At 74.8% G+C, this 14,837-nt stretch carries 12 protein-coding genes; 5 read left to right on the forward strand and 7 right to left on the reverse strand.

Annotated features, from left to right (window positions below; all coding sequences use genetic code 11):
- The first annotated feature begins 96 nt into the window (after positions 1–96).
- The 5 genes from AB0O40_RS08355 to AB0O40_RS08375 all read left to right on the forward strand — a co-directional run bounded on the left by AB0O40_RS08355 (position 97) and on the right by AB0O40_RS08375 (position 6,575).
- Complete coding sequence (locus AB0O40_RS08355) at positions 97–1,863, forward strand: diacylglycerol kinase family protein (RefSeq protein WP_365036979.1); 1,767 nt, start codon at positions 97–99, stop codon at positions 1,861–1,863.
- A 33-nt stretch (positions 1,864–1,896) separates the two neighbouring features.
- The gene (locus AB0O40_RS08360) at positions 1,897–2,877 is read left to right on the forward strand and encodes a YihY/virulence factor BrkB family protein (protein WP_365036981.1); all 981 of its coding nucleotides are present in this window, start codon (positions 1,897–1,899) and stop codon (positions 2,875–2,877) included.
- Between the two features lie 80 nt (positions 2,878–2,957).
- Positions 2,958–3,848, forward strand: coding sequence for a phosphatase PAP2 family protein (locus tag AB0O40_RS08365; protein ID WP_365036983.1), 891 nt, complete (start codon positions 2,958–2,960; stop codon positions 3,846–3,848).
- A gap of 106 nt (positions 3,849–3,954) precedes the next feature.
- A complete protein-coding gene (locus AB0O40_RS08370) occupies positions 3,955–5,241 on the forward strand; it encodes a phosphatase PAP2 family protein (RefSeq protein WP_365037096.1) in 1,287 nt (428 codons plus the stop codon).
- A gap of 65 nt (positions 5,242–5,306) precedes the next feature.
- A complete protein-coding gene (locus tag AB0O40_RS08375) occupies positions 5,307–6,575 on the forward strand; it encodes a chloride channel protein (RefSeq protein WP_365036985.1) in 1,269 nt (422 codons plus the stop codon).
- A 16-nt stretch (positions 6,576–6,591) separates the two neighbouring features.
- Here the strand turns inward: AB0O40_RS08375 and AB0O40_RS08380 are convergent, their stop codons facing one another.
- The 7 genes from AB0O40_RS08380 to AB0O40_RS08410 form a co-directional block, all read right to left on the reverse strand.
- Entirely contained in the window at positions 6,592–7,995 is a 1,404-nt protein-coding gene (locus AB0O40_RS08380; protein WP_365036987.1) for an aldehyde dehydrogenase family protein, read from the reverse strand.
- Positions 7,988–9,301 (reverse strand): NAD(P)/FAD-dependent oxidoreductase, encoded by a 1,314-nt coding sequence (locus AB0O40_RS08385; protein ID WP_365036989.1) that lies wholly within the window; start codon positions 9,299–9,301, stop codon positions 7,988–7,990. The genes AB0O40_RS08380 and AB0O40_RS08385 overlap by 8 nt, the downstream gene beginning before the upstream one ends.
- Positions 9,302–9,387: 86 nt before the next feature.
- Entirely contained in the window at positions 9,388–10,470 is a 1,083-nt protein-coding gene (locus tag AB0O40_RS08390) for an ABC transporter ATP-binding protein (RefSeq protein ID WP_365036991.1), read from the reverse strand.
- A 4-nt stretch (positions 10,471–10,474) separates the two neighbouring features.
- Entirely contained in the window at positions 10,475–11,320 is an 846-nt protein-coding gene (locus AB0O40_RS08395) for an ABC transporter permease (RefSeq protein WP_365036993.1), read from the reverse strand.
- The gene (locus tag AB0O40_RS08400) at positions 11,317–12,276 is read right to left on the reverse strand and encodes an ABC transporter permease (protein WP_365036995.1); all 960 of its coding nucleotides are present in this window, start codon (positions 12,274–12,276) and stop codon (positions 11,317–11,319) included. The genes AB0O40_RS08395 and AB0O40_RS08400 overlap by 4 nt, the downstream gene beginning before the upstream one ends.
- A 1-nt stretch (position 12,277) precedes the next feature.
- On the reverse strand, positions 12,278–13,408 hold the full coding sequence (locus tag AB0O40_RS08405) for a spermidine/putrescine ABC transporter substrate-binding protein (RefSeq protein ID WP_365036997.1): 1,131 nt from the start codon (positions 13,406–13,408) through the stop codon (positions 12,278–12,280).
- Between the two features lie 58 nt (positions 13,409–13,466).
- Positions 13,467–14,753: an aromatic ring-hydroxylating dioxygenase subunit alpha gene (locus AB0O40_RS08410; RefSeq protein WP_365036999.1), complete on the reverse strand. Its 1,287-nt coding sequence runs from the start codon at positions 14,751–14,753 to the stop codon at positions 13,467–13,469.
- Between the last annotated feature and the right edge of the window lie 84 nt (positions 14,754–14,837).

Raw genomic sequence — 14,837 nt, forward strand, 5'->3', positions numbered from 1 at the left:
AGCGGGCCGGGGCCGCCGCTCATTAACGGGGCGCCCGGGCGCGCCGGTTCGCGGCGGGCGTGCATGAGGCGGGGCGGGTCGGGATACACGCCGTCAATGAGACCTGGACAGCGTGCGGCCGCGGGAGTCGGCCGCCTGAGCGCACTGTGGCTGCTACCGGTGCAGGCCGCCCTGATGATCGGGGCCGGGCTGCTGGTGACCGGCCCGCTGGCGGACCGGTGGCCGGTGACGGCCGAGGACGGCGTCGAGCACGCCCTCGCCGCGCACCGCGGCGGACCCGCGGTCCCCCTCTCGGAGTGGCTGTCGCTGCTGGCGGGCACCCGGAGTGTGGTCACCCTCACCGCCCTCGCCGTCGTGGCGCTGCTGCTGTGTTCCCGGGGGCGGTGGTGTCGGGAAGCGGCCTTCCTCGCCGGGACCGTGGCGGCCCAGTCGGCGGTCTTCCTGCTCGTCACGGTCTTCGTGGAGCGGGCGCGTCCGCAGGTGCCCCACCTGGACGCCGCCCCGCCGACCTCCAGCTTCCCCTCCGGGCACGTCGGCGCCTCGGTGGCGCTCTTCGGCGGCCTCGCCGTCCTGACGGCCCTCCGCGCGCGCTCCGGTCCCCCGTGGGCGCGGCGGGCCATGACCGGCCTGTTGCTGCTGATCCCGGTCCTGGTCGCGGTGTCCCGGGTCTACCGGGGCATGCACCACCCCTCGGACGTGCTGGGCGGTCTGCTCAACGGCACCGCCACCCTGCTCGTGCTCGCCCACGCGCTGCTGCTGCCCCGGCCGTCCCGGCCGTCCGGTCCACCCGTGGCCGCGCCGGCCCCGGCGGACCGGCTGCCTGCCGCCCGCTCCGGCCCCGGTGGCCGGGTCGTGGTGGTGCGCCACCCGCACGGCTGCGGACCGGACCTGGCCGAGCGGGTCCGGGAGGTGCTGCGCGGCCACGGCCACCCCGACCAGGAGTGGACGCAGACCTCCGCCGAGCAGGCCGCCGGGGACCTCGCCCGGCGGATCGCCGACGGGGACACCGCCCTGGTCGTGGTCTGCGGCGGCGACGGCACCGTACGGGCCTGCGCCGAGCTGCTGGCCGGTACCGGGATCCCGCTGGCGGTGGTGCCCTGCGGCACCGGCAACCTGCTCGCCCGCAACCTGCGGCTGCCCGCCGACCCGGCCGAGGCGCTGGCGGCGGCCCTGTCCGGCGGGACCGCCCGCATCGACGTGGGCCGGGTCCACGCCGACGGGCCGCACCCCGCCCGGTTCACGGTCATGGCGGGCGCCGGCTTCGACGCCGCCATGGTCGACGACGCCTCCGAGCGGGTCAAACGGCGCCTGGGCTGGGCCGCGTACGTACTGTCCGCCGCCCGCCACCTGGGCGATCCCCGGATGCGGCTGTGGATCCGGCTCGACGGCGGCCCCGAACTGCGGCGCCGCGCCCGGATGGTCGTCATCGGCAACGTCGGCACCCTCCAGGGCGGACTCCCGCTGCTGCCCGGGGCCCGGCCCGACAGCGGCCGGTTCGAGGTGGTGCTGCTCGACCCGCGCGGCGCCCGCGGCTGGCTCGCGGCGGCCGGTCACCTCGGGGCGCGGCTGCTGCCCGGCCGGCCGGCGCCCGACCCCGGCGGCCGGCACACCGCCGTGGCCGGCGGCGCCCTGGAGTACTTCGCAGCGGCCCGGGTCGAACTGCGCTTCGCCCGTCCGCAGCCCCGCGAGCTCGACGGGGACGTCATCGACACCGGCACCCGGCTGAGCGCCGAGGTGGAGCCGGGCGCGCTGCGGATCTGGCTCCCGCCGCACACCCCGGAACGGGCGGGGGAGCGGGCCCGTACCGCCACGGCCGGGGACGCGGACCGTACCGAGCCGGCCGGGCACCCCCTCGGCCGCTGAACCGCCGGCCGGACGACTTCGAAGGGTGGACCCATGGGAACCGCGACACGCGTACCGCAGCGCCAGCACGTGCGGGTGGTGCCGGCCGGACTGGAGGTGGAGGGCGAGGAGCTGTCCGCCGAGGAGGCGGTGGCCGCCCTGCGGCGCTACGGCGGCTGGAGCCTGGTACGGGACTCCTTCGTCCGCTTCCGGTACGCCGACGGCTTCAGCCACTCCAGGGCGCTGGCCCTCCAGACGGTGCTGGCCATCGTCCCGCTGGCGATCGCCCTGATCGGCCTGTCCGGAGTGCTGCACACCGAGGCCGTCGGGCGGATCGCGGAGCTGACGATCCGCCGACTGGCGAGCGGACCGAGCCAGGAGGTGGTGGGCGACGCCCTGGAGCAGAGCCGGCGGGCTCCGGGGGACGGCAGCCAGGTCGCGCTCTGGCTGGGCCTGCTCTTCTCCGTCGTGAACGTGACCACCGCGCTCTGCCAGGTGGAGCGGGGCGCCAACCGCATCTACGGCACCGAACGCGACCGGCCGTTCCTGGCCAAGTACAGCCGCGGGCTGGTGATGTCCGTGCTCGCCGGGCTGCCGCTCGGCCTCGGCTTCGCCGTCACCGTCCTCGGCGCCCAGGTGAGCCGCGCGGTCGCCGAGGTCTACCACCTCGGCCCGGGGACCGTGCGCGCCTGGGACCTGCTGCGCTGGCCGGTGGGGGTCCTGCTGGCCCTCCTCGCCACCAGCGCCATCTTCCGGCTCTCCCCGCGCCGCAGCCAGCCCGGGTACACCTGGCTGGCCTTCGGCGCGGGGGTGTACCTGGTGCTGTGGCTGCTGGCCACCTGGGGGCTGAGCCTCTACGTGGGTGCCAGCGGCTCCTTCACCAGCGTGTACGGACCGCTCAGCGCGTTCGTCTCGCTGCTGCTGTGGTCGTACCTGACCTCGATGGCCCTCTTCCTGGGGCTGGCCTTCGCCGCGCAGCTGGAGGCGGTCCGGGCGGGGGTGCGGCAACCGGTCACGGCGGACCCCGGCGTCTGACCCGCGGCACATCACCAAGCGGCGCACCAGGAAGCGGCGCACCACGGAGCGCCGCACTACGGAAAGGAAGCCCCAGCACCATGACGCGCACGGCACGGCCCACCATCCGACGGCGGCTGCTCGCCCGGCTGCTCCCCGGCCGTTCGGGGCCCGACACCCGGTTCGGGGTGCGGCTGCTGACCACGGTGGCCGCGACCGCCCTGGTGTCCGTGCCCTTCGCGCTCGCGCTGGTCCTGGTCGAGTCGCAGTGGGCGCCGCTGCGGCGGCTGGACCAGGGGACGGCCGAGCGGCTGCACACGGCGGCGCTCGCGCACCCCGCGTGGGTGCGGGTCCTGGACGTGCTGACGCACGTGGTCTGGGACCCGGTGACCATGCGGCTGCTGGTGGCGGCGCTGGTGGGGTGGCTGCTGGTGCGCGGCGCGGTCCGGCTGGCGGTATGGGCGGCGGTCACGGCCGTGGCCGGCGGGCTCCTCGGGCTGCTGGTGAAGGACGCGGTGGCGCGGGCCCGGCCGCACCTGCCCGACCCGGTCTCGCAGGCGCCCGGCTTCTCCTTCCCCTCCGGGCACGCCATGACGGCCACCACCTCCTGCGCGGTGCTGCTGCTCGCGCTGCTGCCGCTGGTGCCCCGCAGGTGGCGGCCGCTGCCCTGGGCGCTGGCGGTGGTCTCGGTTGTGGGGGTGGGGTACACCAGGGTGGCCCTGGGCGTGCACTGGCTGAGCGACGTGGTCGGGGGCTGGCTGCTGGGCCTGGCCGTCGTCACGGCGACGACCCTGGCCTTCGAGGCCTGGCGGGCGGAGGTCGGACGCCGGCCCACCACGCCCGCGCAGGGCCTGGAGCCGGAGATCCGCACCGGGCACCCGGAGCCGCCGGTGGGCGCCGGGCCGGTGCGGGAGGAGGCACCCGTCGGTTCCGGCGAGGGCGGTCGCGGGGCCGGATTGGATAGGATCTCCGGCGACGACGACCAACAATGACCATGTTGCTATATGAACATCGGTTGAAAATTGATCTGGGGTATCGCGAGTGCTTTCGCGAATAGACGACGGAACGAAGTCCGCTGCGTGGCGCCGCCCACGGGTTCTGCTGTGGGGCGCGGCGAGCGTGGTGGCCGTCGGGTTCCTCGTCGCACTGGAGATCGCCGCACGCCATTACGGCATGCCCGGCCCGATCACCGTGCAGGCCCGTGAAGTGGTCCTCGCCCCCCAGTCCGGCACGGTGCTGTACGCCGCCATGACCCTGATGCTGGTGGTGCTCACCTGGCGCCAGCGCTTCCTCGCGGTCGGCGCCGCCGTCGCCATCGACCTGGTCTTCTGGCTCGTGCGGTGGGCGCTCGGCGCCCAGATGATGTTCGGCAACGGCGCCCTGATCGTGACCCTGGGATGCGCGGTGATCGCGCTCACCCGCCGCACCGGCCGCGAGCGCGCCCTGCTCCTCAAGGGCGTCGCCCTCGCCCTGCTCCTGGTCGCCGGCCGCAAGACCGGCTACACCTGGCTGATGATCACCTCGCAGACCCGTCCGCAGGTGCTCGACCAGTACGTGGCCGCCGCCGACCACGCGCTGGGCAACCCGTCCTGGGTCGCCGGCCGGATCGTCGAGGCCACCGGCAGCCTGGGCCACCACGTCCTCGACTGGGTCTACATCCAGCTCGCGGTCGGCGCCGTCGTCGTCGCCCTCTACCAGCTGCGCAACGTCGCGGCCGACCGGGCCTTCCCCGCCCACCACCTCGTGCGCACCTTCCTGGTGATCGGCCTGCTCGGCCCCGGCATCTACATGATCTTCCCGGTGGTCGGGCCGATCTTCGCGTACGGCGCCGACGGCGGACACTTCGCGCTCGCGAACCTGTGGCCGCACACGCCCCCGCCGGTGGGCACCCCGGGCCCGATGCCCTTCGACGACTTCACCCCGCGCAACTGCATGCCCAGCCTGCACACCGCCTGGGCCACCACCATCTTCATCCACTCCCGCAAGGCGCCCCGGGCCCTGCGCTACCTCGGCACCTTCTGGCTGATCGCCACCCTCGGCGCGACCCTCGGCTTCGGCTTCCACTACGGCGCGGACATCGTCGCCGGGGTGGTCTTCACCCTCACCATCGAGGCGGGCATGCGCGCCCAGGCCCGCGGCTGGGACCGCCGGGCCACCCTGCTGGTCTGCCACGGCACCGCCGTCTTCACCGGCCTGCTGCTCGCCTACCGCTTCCTGTCGCTGCCGATGGCCCACTACCCCTGGCTGTTCGGCCCGCTGGTCCTGCTCGCGCTGGCCTCGGTGATCTACGGGTACGTCCGCACCACCCGGCTGTGGGACCGGGCGCCGGCCCCCGAGGTACGGCTGCCGGGCCAGCGCCGCGAGCCGCAGCCCGAACTGGTCTGAGCCGCCGGGCGCGCCGCCCGGCGTGGGTCGGGCACGAACCGGGAGCGAGGGCCTAGGGTGCCGGGGTGACCGACGCCGGCCCCTGGCGGGTACGACCGCTGCGGTTCGCCCTGATGACCGTGGTGACGGGGCTGGTCGCCGGGGTCTGCGGGGCGGCCCTCGCCCTCCTGCTGCACGCCGTGCAGCACCTCGCCTACGGCTACGCCACCGGCCCCTTTCTCACCGGCGTCCAGGGCGCCCCGCCCGCGCGCCGCGTCCTGGTGACGGCCCTGGCCGGGGTGGTCGCCGGAGCCGGCTGGTGGGCCCTGTACCGCTTCCGGGAACCGCTGGTCGACGTCGCCGCCGCGGTCCGCGCCGGCGGGCCCCGGCTGCCGCTGCTCACCACCTGCTGGCACGCCCTCCTCCAGATCGTCACCGTCGGCCTCGGCTCCCCGCTGGGCCGGGAGACCGCACCCCGCGAGCTGGCCGCGGTGTTCGCCGCCGAGAGCGGCCGCAGGGCCGGCCTCACCCCCGCCCAGGGCCGGATCCTGATCGCCTGCGCGGCCGGCGGCGGCCTGGCCGCCGTCTACGACGTACCGCTCGGCGGCGCCCTCTTCACCCTCGAAGTGCTGATCGGCAGCTGGGCCGCCGGGGTGGTGGTACCGGCCGCCGCGGTGGCCGCCCTGGCGACCGTGGTCTCCTGGCTGGTCCTGCCGGACGAACCGGTCTACGTCCTGCCCGAGCTGACCGTCGGCCCGTCGCTCGTCGTCTGGTCCGTGCTGGCCGGACCGCTGCTCGGCGGCTGCGGGTACGCCTTCGCCCGGCTCTGCGCCCGGGCCCGCCGGGCCGCCCCGCGCGGCCGGCTCCTGATGCTGACCGCGCCGCTCGCCTTCACCGCGATCGGCCTGCTCGCCATCCCGTACCCGGCACTGCTCGGCAACGGCAAGAGCCCGGCCGAGATCGCCTTCCGCACCCAGCCCGCCCTCGGACTGACCGCCGTCCTGCTCGCCCTGCGCACCCTCGCCGTCCTGCTGGCGCTGCGGTCCGGCGGCCGGGGCGGCCTGCTGACCCCCTCGGTCGCCGGCGGGGCGCTGCTGGGCGCGCTGCTCGGCGGCGGCTGGCTGCTGCTGTGGCCCGGCAGCACGCCCGGCGGGTACGCCGTGGTCGGCGCCGCCGCCTTCCTCGCCGTCGCCCAGCAGATCCCGCTCACCGCCGCCGTCCTGGTCCTCGAGTTCACCGGCGCGCCCCGGGACCTGGTCGTGCCGGTGCTGATCGCGGTGGCCGGCGCGATGGCCGCCGGCCGGCTGTGCGCCCGGCTGCCGCTCCGCCGGGACGGCGGCTGGGTCGGAGCATGACGGGCCGGGGGCGGGTTCAGAGCATGACGTGCTTGGGGTGGGTGTAGTCCAGCAGCCCCGCCATCGACAGGTCGCTGCCGTAGCCGGAGTGGCCCCGCCCGCCGTGCGGCATCTCGGCGACCGTCGTGCCGTGGGTGTTGACCCAGACGATGCCGGTGCGCAGGGCGCGGGTGGCGCGCATCGCCCGGTCGTGGTCGGCCGTCCACACCCCGGCGGCCAGTCCGTGCGGCACGCCGTTGGCCAGCGACAGGGCCTCCTCCTCGTCGTCGAAGGGCTGCACCGTCAGCACCGGCCCGAAGATCTCCTCCTGCACGATCTCGTCGTCCTGCCGCACCCCCGCCACCACCGTCGCCTGGTGGAAGAAGCCGGGCCGCGGCACCCGGGCGCCCCCGGTGACGACCGTGGCGTGCCCTGGCAGCCGCGCCAGCAGCCCCTGTACGGAGGCCAGCTGCATGGCGCTGTTCAGCGGACCGAAGGCGGCCTCCCGGTACGGGGCCGCGGCACAGGCCCCGGCCAGCTCCGCCACGAACGCGTCGTACACCCGGCGGTGCACCAGTAGCCGGGCCGGCGCGGTGCAGTCCTGGCCGGCGTTGTAGCAGGCCAGCTCGGCCAGCGCGGCGGCGGTGGCCGCCACGTCCACGTCGTCGTGGACGATCACCGGGGCGTTGCCGCCCAGTTCGAGGTGCAGCCGCTTGAGCCCGGCGGCGGCGCCGGCCGCGATCTCCCGGCCGGCCCGGACGCTGCCGGTCACCGCGATCAGCGCGACCTCCGGATGCGCGGTCAGCGCCCGGCCGGTCTCCCGGTCCCCGCAGACCACGTTCAGCACCCCCGGCGGCAGGTGTTCCGCCGCCAGCCGGGCCAGCAGCACCGCCGAGGAGGGCGTGGTGTCCGCGGGCTTGAGCACGGTGGTGTTGCCCGCCGCGACCGCCGGGGCGACCTTCCAGGCCGCCATCATCAGCGGGTAGTTCCACGGGGTGATCTGCGCGCAGACGCCCACCGGCTCCCGGCGCAGCAGCGAGGTGCGGCCCTCGGTGTACTCGGCCGCCACCGCCCCCGGCAGGTTCCGCGCGGCGCCCGCGAAGAAGCGGAAGGTGTCGGCGATCGCGGGCAGTTCGTCCGCCAGGAACCGCTCCGCCGGCTTGCCGGTGTCCCGGACCTCCGCCGCCGTCAGCTCCGCCGCGTGCGCCTCGATCGCGTCCGCGAGCCCGAGCAGCGCGCGCTGCCGGGTGGCCGGGGTGGTGGCCGACCAGTGCGGGAAGGCCGCCGCGGCGGCCGCGCAGGCCGCGTCGGTGTCCGCCGGCCCGGAGCGGGCGGCGTGACCGTCCACCGCGCCGGTGGCCGGGTCGACCAGCGGGGTGGTCGCCCCCGAGGCGGCCGGCCGGTCCACGCCCCCGATGTGGTTCTCCAGCGTGTCAGCCACGGTGCAGCGCCTCCTTCGCGGCGGCCCGGCCGGTGCGGACGGCGCCCTCCATGTAGCCGGCCACCCACTGGTCGGATCCGCAGACGTAGAACGGCGGTTCGTGCGTGCCGTGCCGGGGGCCGACCGCCAGCACGTCTCCGGGCGTCCACTGGGTGACGTACCCCTGGGTCCAGGGATCGGTGCCCCACAGCCGGAGGTACGTGGCCAGCGGCCGCAGCGCCTCCTCGCCGTACAGCCGGGCGGCCTCGGCGAGCAGGTCGGCCTCCCGGCGGGCGGGGGGCGTGCCGAGCAGCACGCCGTACCGCTCCGGCGGGACGAGCGCCGAGAGCACGCCCTCGCTCTGCGGCCAGGTGCTGCCGAGCACGCCCTCGCACTCCGACAGCCCGCTCTGCCCCCGGGCGCGCCAGAACGGCTCCCGGTACGCGGCGACGAACTTGGCGGCCAGGGCGTGCCGCTGCCGGTGCAGCGAGGCCAGCCGCTCCTCGCTGACCCCGCTGACCGCGACCGACCGCAGGGGTCCCACCGGCAGGGCGCTGACCACGGCGGCGGCCGTCAGGGTCTCCCCGCCGGCCAGCCGGACCACGACGCCGCCGGGCCGGACGGCGACGGCCTCGACGGGCGCGCCGGTGCGGATCCGCCCGGTCAGCTCCTCGGCCATCCGCAGGGCGACGGTGGCCGAGCCCTCCGCCACCCGCAGGCCCTCCCAGGCGTCGTAGTCGTAGTGGCCGGTGCCGGGCACGGCGGCGTGCTTGCGCAGGGCGGCCAGCAGCGAGGTGCGCTCGTACGAACCGTCGGCGAGGGCGAGCTGGCCGATCTCCCAGCGCCGCACCACGGCCGGTCCGGCGCCCTCGGCGCGCAGCCAGTCGCCGACCGGCAGGCGGTCCAGGGCCGCGGCGTCGGGGTGGGACCAGGGGTCGGCCGGGTCGACCCCGGCGGCCAGCGCGATGAACGCGTCGGTGACCTTCCGGTGGCAGGCCTCGTCACCGGGTCCGAACCACGGCGGGTGCTCCCCGGCGAGGACCGCCTCGGGGGTGCCGAAGGTGAGGGCGCCCGGCTCGGCGACGTAACTGGGGACCAGGGTCAGGCCCAGCTCGGCGACGAGACCGGTGTAGGCGGTGTGCGCCCGGCCGGCCACCTCCCCGCCGAGCTGCACCAGCCGGCCGTCGGGCAGCCGGGTCTGCTCGACCCGGCCGCCGACCCGGTCACGGGCTTCGACGACGAGCACGTCGGCGCCGCCCGCGGCCAGGTCGCGGGCCGCGGCCAGACCGGCGAGACCGGCGCCCAGCACGATGACGTCGTGGTTCATGGAGGATTCCTTCGGTCGGAGCGGGGGAGTCGGGGCCGGGGTCCGGGTCCGCGCAGTCGGCTGCGCAGGGCCGGGCGCCGGGCGCGTCAGTCCAGGACGAGGCAGTGCTCGGGACGCCAGCCGACCTCCACCCGCTCCCCGCCGCTCCAGCGGTCCTCCATGCGGGAGCGGTCGGTGTTCTGCTCCAGCACCGCGACGCTCACCCCGGGGGCCAGCTCGATCAGGTAGGTGGTGGTCGGGCCGGAGTAGACGGTCTCGCGGACCGTGCCGGGGACGGTGGCCATGCCCGGCTCGAACTCCGAGAGCCAGATCTTCTCCGGGCGGATGGAGAGGTTGACCCGGCTGTCCCGGGCGAGTCCGGCCCGCTGCCCGACGGGCAGCGCGGGACCCCCGTCGAGGACCACGGTGCCGTCCCGGTAGGTGCCGGGGACCAGGTTCGAGGTGCCCATGAAGGAGGCCACGAAGCTGCTGGCCGGCCGCTCGTAGACGTCTTCCGGGGTGCCGCACTGCTCGATCCGGCCGCCGTTCATCACGGCCACCCGGTCGGACATGGTCAGCGCCTCGTCCTGGTCGTGGGTGACGAAGAGGAAGGTGATGCCCACCTCCCGCTGGATCTGCTTCAGTTCGACCTGCATCCGGCGCCGCAGCTTGAGGTCCAGGGCGCCCAGCGGCTCGTCCAGCAGCAGCACCTGGGGGCGGTTGACCAGGGCCCGGGCCAGCGCCACCCGCTGGCGCTGGCCGCCGGAGAGGGTCGGCGGCTTGCGCCCGGCCAGGTCGCCGAGCTGCACCAGGTCGAGCATCTCGGCCACCCGGGTGCGGATCTCCGCCCGGGGCACGCCCTTGCGCTTGAGCCCGAAGGCGACGTTGTCCGCGAGCGAGAGGTGGTCGAAGAGGGCGTAGCTCTGGAAGACGGTGTTGACGTTGCGCTTGTCGGGCGGCAGGCCGGTGACGTCCTCGCCGTCGAGCAGCACGCTGCCCTCCGTCGGGTCGGCGAAGCCGCCGGTCATCCGCAGCAGCGTGGTCTTGCCGCAGCCCGAGGGCCCGAGCAGGGAGAAGAACTCCCCCGCGGCGATGTCGAGACTGAGCTCGTGCACGGCGTAGGCACCGGCGGCCGCGCCGGAGTACCGCTTGCTGACCCGGTCGAGCCGGACGGCGGGGTGCGGGGTCATGGGATCACTTCCCGGAAAGGAGGTCCAGGCCGCCGCGGCGGCCGAAGAGGCGGGGGATGGCGAGGGCGAGGGCGATGAGGGCCACCGAGCCGGCGAGCATCAGGGTGCCGACGGCGTTGATGGTGGGCTGCACGCCGAAGCGGATCGCCGAGTAGATGCGGACCGACAGCGGCTGGGGGTCCACGCCGGTGGTGAAGTAGGCGAGTACGAAGTCGTCGAAGACCAGCGCGAAGATCAGTACCGCGGAAGCCAGGATGGACGGCAGCAGGGCCGGCAGGGTCACCAGCCGCAGGGCCTGCCGGCGGGTGGCGCCGAGGTCCATCGCGGCCTCCTCCACCTCGGGGTTGAGGGCGGCGATCCGCGAGCGCAGGATCACCGTCACGTAGGAGATGGAGAAGGTGATCTCGGCGAGCATCACGGTGGTGGTGGACAGGGTGATGCCCAGCCCCTTGAAGAGCAGCATCGCGGCCACGCCGGTGACGATCTCCGGGGTGATCAGCGGGACCAGCATCACCAGCCCGGCGAAGGCGCCCAGCCGGTTGCGGGCCCGTACCAGGCCCAGGGCGAGGGCCACGCCCAGGACCACCGAGCCGGCCGTCGCGGCCAGCGAGACCCGCAGGCTCATCCCGACCGAGCCGAGCAGCACGTCGTCGTGGACGAAGGCCGTGTACCAGCGGAGGCTGAAGTGGTCGAAGACGGTCAGGGACTTCTGCGAGTTGAAGGAGAAGAGGACGACCACCGCGATGGGCAGGTAGAGGAGGGCGAAGAAGAGGCCGGTGACCGCGATCGCGAACCGCGGGCGGCGCCGGGCGCCCCGGCGGCGGGGTCGGCGGGCGGTGCGGGCGGTCATCGGACGGCCTCCGCCTCGTCCTTGCGGGTGCGCCGCAGGTAGCCGAGCATCCCGACGAAGAGGACGGCCATCAGCAGCATCGTCAGGGCCGAGCCGAGCGGCCAGTTCTGGCCCTGGAAGAACTTGTCCTGGATCAGGTTGCCGATCATGATCTGGTCGGGACCTCCCATCAGTTGGGCGCTGACGAAGTCGCCCATGGCGGGCAGGAAGACGAGCACGCAGCCGGCCGCGGCCCCCTGCCGGGTGGCCGGGACGGTGACGAAGAAGAAGGTCCGCAGCGGACCGCCGTACAGGTCGCGGCCGGCGTCGATGAGCGAGGTGTCCATCCGCTCCAGCGCCGCGTACAACGGGATGATCATGAAGACCACGAAGCCGTAGACGAGGCCGGCGATCACGCCCGGACCGGTCTGCAGGATCTTGGTGTGGCCGTCGGCCAGGCCCAGCGACCGCAGGCCCCGCAGCAGCGGCCCGTCGTCGGAGAGCACCACCGACCAGCCGTACATGCGCACCAGGTAGTTGGCGAAGAACGGCACCACGATCGCGGCCACCAGCAGGTTCTTGTACCGGCCGCCGCACAGGGCGATCGCGTACGCGACCGGGTAGGCCACCGCCAGGCAGATCAGGCAGGCGATCAGCGAGTAGCCCAAGGAGCGCAGCAGGACCGTGCGGTAGGCCGGATCGGCCAGGGCGGTGACGTTCTCCAGGTCGTGCCCGAAGCGCGGGTTGCCCAGCGGGTCGGTGGTGCCGAAGGCCAGGGTGCCCACCAGGAGCAGCGAGACCAGGAGGAAGCCGGTCATCCAGAGGGTGCCGGGGAGCATCAGCCAGGTCCACAGCCGGGCCCCGGAGGCGGCCGGCCGGGCCCGGCGCGGCGCCGGCCGGTCCGGGGCGGGTACGGGCGCGGGATCGGCCTCGGGCGGGGTGGCGGCCCGTGGGGTCGTATCGGCGGTGTCAGCCATGTCAGCCGGCCTTCACATCGGTCCAGGCGGCGTCCCGGGCTCGTTCGCCCTGGGGGGTGCCGCCGCGGAAGAAACGGTCGTCCTTGAGGTCGTCGGCGCTCACCACGCACTGCGGGAACGGCTCGACCAGCGCCCGGTAGGTGTCCTCGGTGCCGCGCACCGGCATCGGGTAGCCGATGTACTCGATGTTCCGCTTCACGTTCTCGGGCCGGAGCATGTAGTCGATGAAGAGCATCGCGGTGCCCGGGTGCCGGGCGTCGGCGGGGATCGCGTAGCAGTCGGAGTTGACCGGCGCGCCCTCCCGGGCCACCTCGAAGCCGAACACCGACGGGTCCTTGGCCTGGGCGAGCATGCTGGCCATGTCGCCGCTCCACGCCATGGTCATGTCGGCGTTGCCGTTGAGCAGGTTGTTGTAGCTGTCGCTGGAGAAGCCGCGCAGCCGGGGGCGCAGGCCGCGCAGGGTCCTCGTGATCAGGGCGAGGTCGTCCGGGTCGGTGGTGCTGACGTCCAGGCCGTGCTTGAGCGCGCCCATGCCCAGGACCTCGTCGCGGTCGTCGAGGGCGAAGACCCGGCCCTTCGCCCGGGCGTTCCACAGGTCGTCCCAGGAGCCGGTCAGGTCGCCGAGCCGGTCGCGCCGCCAGCCGATGCCGGTCTTGTACATGGTGAAGGGGACGGTGTGCGCGGAGCCCTTGTCGTACCAGGGGTCGGCGAAGTAGCGGTAGTTCTCGAAGATCGCACCGGCGTTCTCGAGCCGGGAGTGGTCGATGGCCCGCAGCCGGCCGCCGGCGGCCAGCCGCTGCGCCCATTTCGCGCTGGGGAAGATGACGTCGTAGCGGTTGCCGGCGTTGAGCTTGGCGGTCATGCCCTCCATCGAGTCGAAGTTGGACTGGACGACCTTGACCCCGTACTCCTTCGAGAAGCCGGCGAAGACGACCGGGTCGACGTAGTCGGCCCAGTTGAAGTAGACGAGGTCGCCGTCGACCTTGACGTCGATCGGGGCCTCGCGGGCCTCCTTCGCGGCCGCGTCGGAGGCGGGTACGAAGCCGCAGCCGGTGGCGGCGAGACCGAGGGCGGCGGCGGCGCCGGAGCGTAGGAGGGAGCGGCGGGACAGGGGACGTGCCTCGGGGGACATGGAGGTCCTCTCCGTAGGGGGCCGCGGGGGGACGGCGGGGGCGAGGGAGCGGGCGGGCTCAGGCCTCTTCGGCCGGGGCGTCCGCGGCGGCGAGGTCGGACCGGATACGGCCGGCGAACCAGCCGACCGCCGCCTCGCGGCGGGAGAGCGGGCCGGGCTCGAAGCCGGGGGTGGCGAGCCCCTTCTGCACCCGGGCGACCAGCTCGACGTCCTCGTCGTTGGTGATCCAGCCGATGTGGATGTTGAGCCGGCGGGCCAACCGGGTGCGCAGGCCGGTGCCGCGGCGGGTGTAGAAGGCGCCGGGCACGGCCACCCGGTCCACGGCCGTGGGCAGTGCGGTCCAGGCGAGGACGTGGTCCGGGTAGAAGTCCAGGAGGGTGTTGGGGTAGATCACCGCGTACCGCCAGACCCGCCGGTCGGCCTCCTTCAGGCCCGGCATGGGGGCGGCGATCCGCTGGTAGAGGCGTTCGGCCCAGTTGGCGGAGGGCTTGTCGCGCAGCGGCGAGGCGAAGAGCGCGTACGACTCCTCGACGGTCTCGCAGGTGTAGTTCTGGTAGTCCAGCAGCCGCATCAGACCGGGGTGGGCGACCGGGACGTGGTAGCCCTCGAGGTAGTTGTCGAGGACCACCTTCCAGTTGGCCTCCTGGACCTCCGCGCCGGCCAGGTCGTGGATCCGGGCGCGGCCGACGGGGACCAGGTCCGTGCCGGCGTAGTGCCCGACCGCCTCCGCCAGACCGGCGCACTGCTCGGCCAGCGGGACGGCCCCGGGGTCGAGGTTGACGAAGACGAAGCCGAGGAAGGACTCGACCCGGGCCGGGAAGAGCCCGAGCGCGGGCTTGTCCAGGCAGGGGATCTGGCGGGCCTCGGGGGCGCCGACCAGGGAACCGTCGAGCCGGTAGGTCCAGCCGTGGTAGGGGCAGCGGATCGCCTTGCCGGCCGGTTCGGGGGCGGTGACCAGGCGGGTGCCGCGGTGCCGGCAGACGTTCAAGTGGGCGGCCAGGGAACCGTCTTCGGTCCGCACGACCAGCACCTCGCGGTCCGCGACGGTGGCGGCGAGCCGGGCGCCGGGGCCCGGCAGGTCGGACTCGTGGCAGACCAGCTGCCAGGACTTGGCGAAGACGTGCCGGGTCTCGGCCGCCGCGGTGGCGGGATCCGTGTAGTAGCGGCCGGCGAGGGCCGGACCGGGATCCGCGGGCCGGCCGGGCGGGGGAGCGGGGGCGGCGGCGCGGCCGGCGGGGGAAGCGGGCGGGGCGGTCCGGGCGGGGTCCGGCGGGGCCGGGGCGGTGTGCTCCCGGGAGCCGTTGGCCGGCTGAACCGCCGGTGTTTCGGGCGCTCTTGAGTGCATCGGGTGACTCCTCCATGCCGCGGCGGTGCGGCGATCGGTGTCGAGGCTGCCCAGCAGGACGGGCAGCGGGCCCGGGGCGGACGC

This window comes from Streptomyces sp. NPDC089919, assembly GCF_040684615.1.
Taxonomy (GTDB): Bacteria; Actinomycetota; Actinomycetes; order Streptomycetales; family Streptomycetaceae; genus Streptomyces.

Excerpts from the sequence above, each read along its gene's own strand:
- AB0O40_RS08390 (WP_365036991.1), bottom strand. The coding sequence starts at position 10,470 with ATGACCCCGCACCCCGCCGTCCGGCTCGACCGGGTCAGCAAGCGGTAC.
- AB0O40_RS08400 (WP_365036995.1), bottom strand. The coding sequence starts at position 12,276 with ATGGCTGACACCGCCGATACGACCCCACGGGCCGCCACCCCGCCCGAG.
- AB0O40_RS08405 (WP_365036997.1), bottom strand. The coding sequence starts at position 13,408 with ATGTCCCCCGAGGCACGTCCCCTGTCCCGCCGCTCCCTCCTACGCTCC.
- AB0O40_RS08365 (WP_365036983.1), top strand. The coding sequence starts at position 2,958 with ATGACGCGCACGGCACGGCCCACCATCCGACGGCGGCTGCTCGCCCGG.
- AB0O40_RS08360 (WP_365036981.1), top strand. The coding sequence starts at position 1,897 with ATGGGAACCGCGACACGCGTACCGCAGCGCCAGCACGTGCGGGTGGTG.
- AB0O40_RS08355 (WP_365036979.1), top strand. The coding sequence starts at position 97 with ATGAGACCTGGACAGCGTGCGGCCGCGGGAGTCGGCCGCCTGAGCGCA.
- AB0O40_RS08385 (WP_365036989.1), bottom strand. The coding sequence starts at position 9,301 with ATGAACCACGACGTCATCGTGCTGGGCGCCGGTCTCGCCGGTCTGGCC.
- AB0O40_RS08395 (WP_365036993.1), bottom strand. The coding sequence starts at position 11,320 with ATGACCGCCCGCACCGCCCGCCGACCCCGCCGCCGGGGCGCCCGGCGC.
- AB0O40_RS08410 (WP_365036999.1), bottom strand. The coding sequence starts at position 14,753 with ATGCACTCAAGAGCGCCCGAAACACCGGCGGTTCAGCCGGCCAACGGC.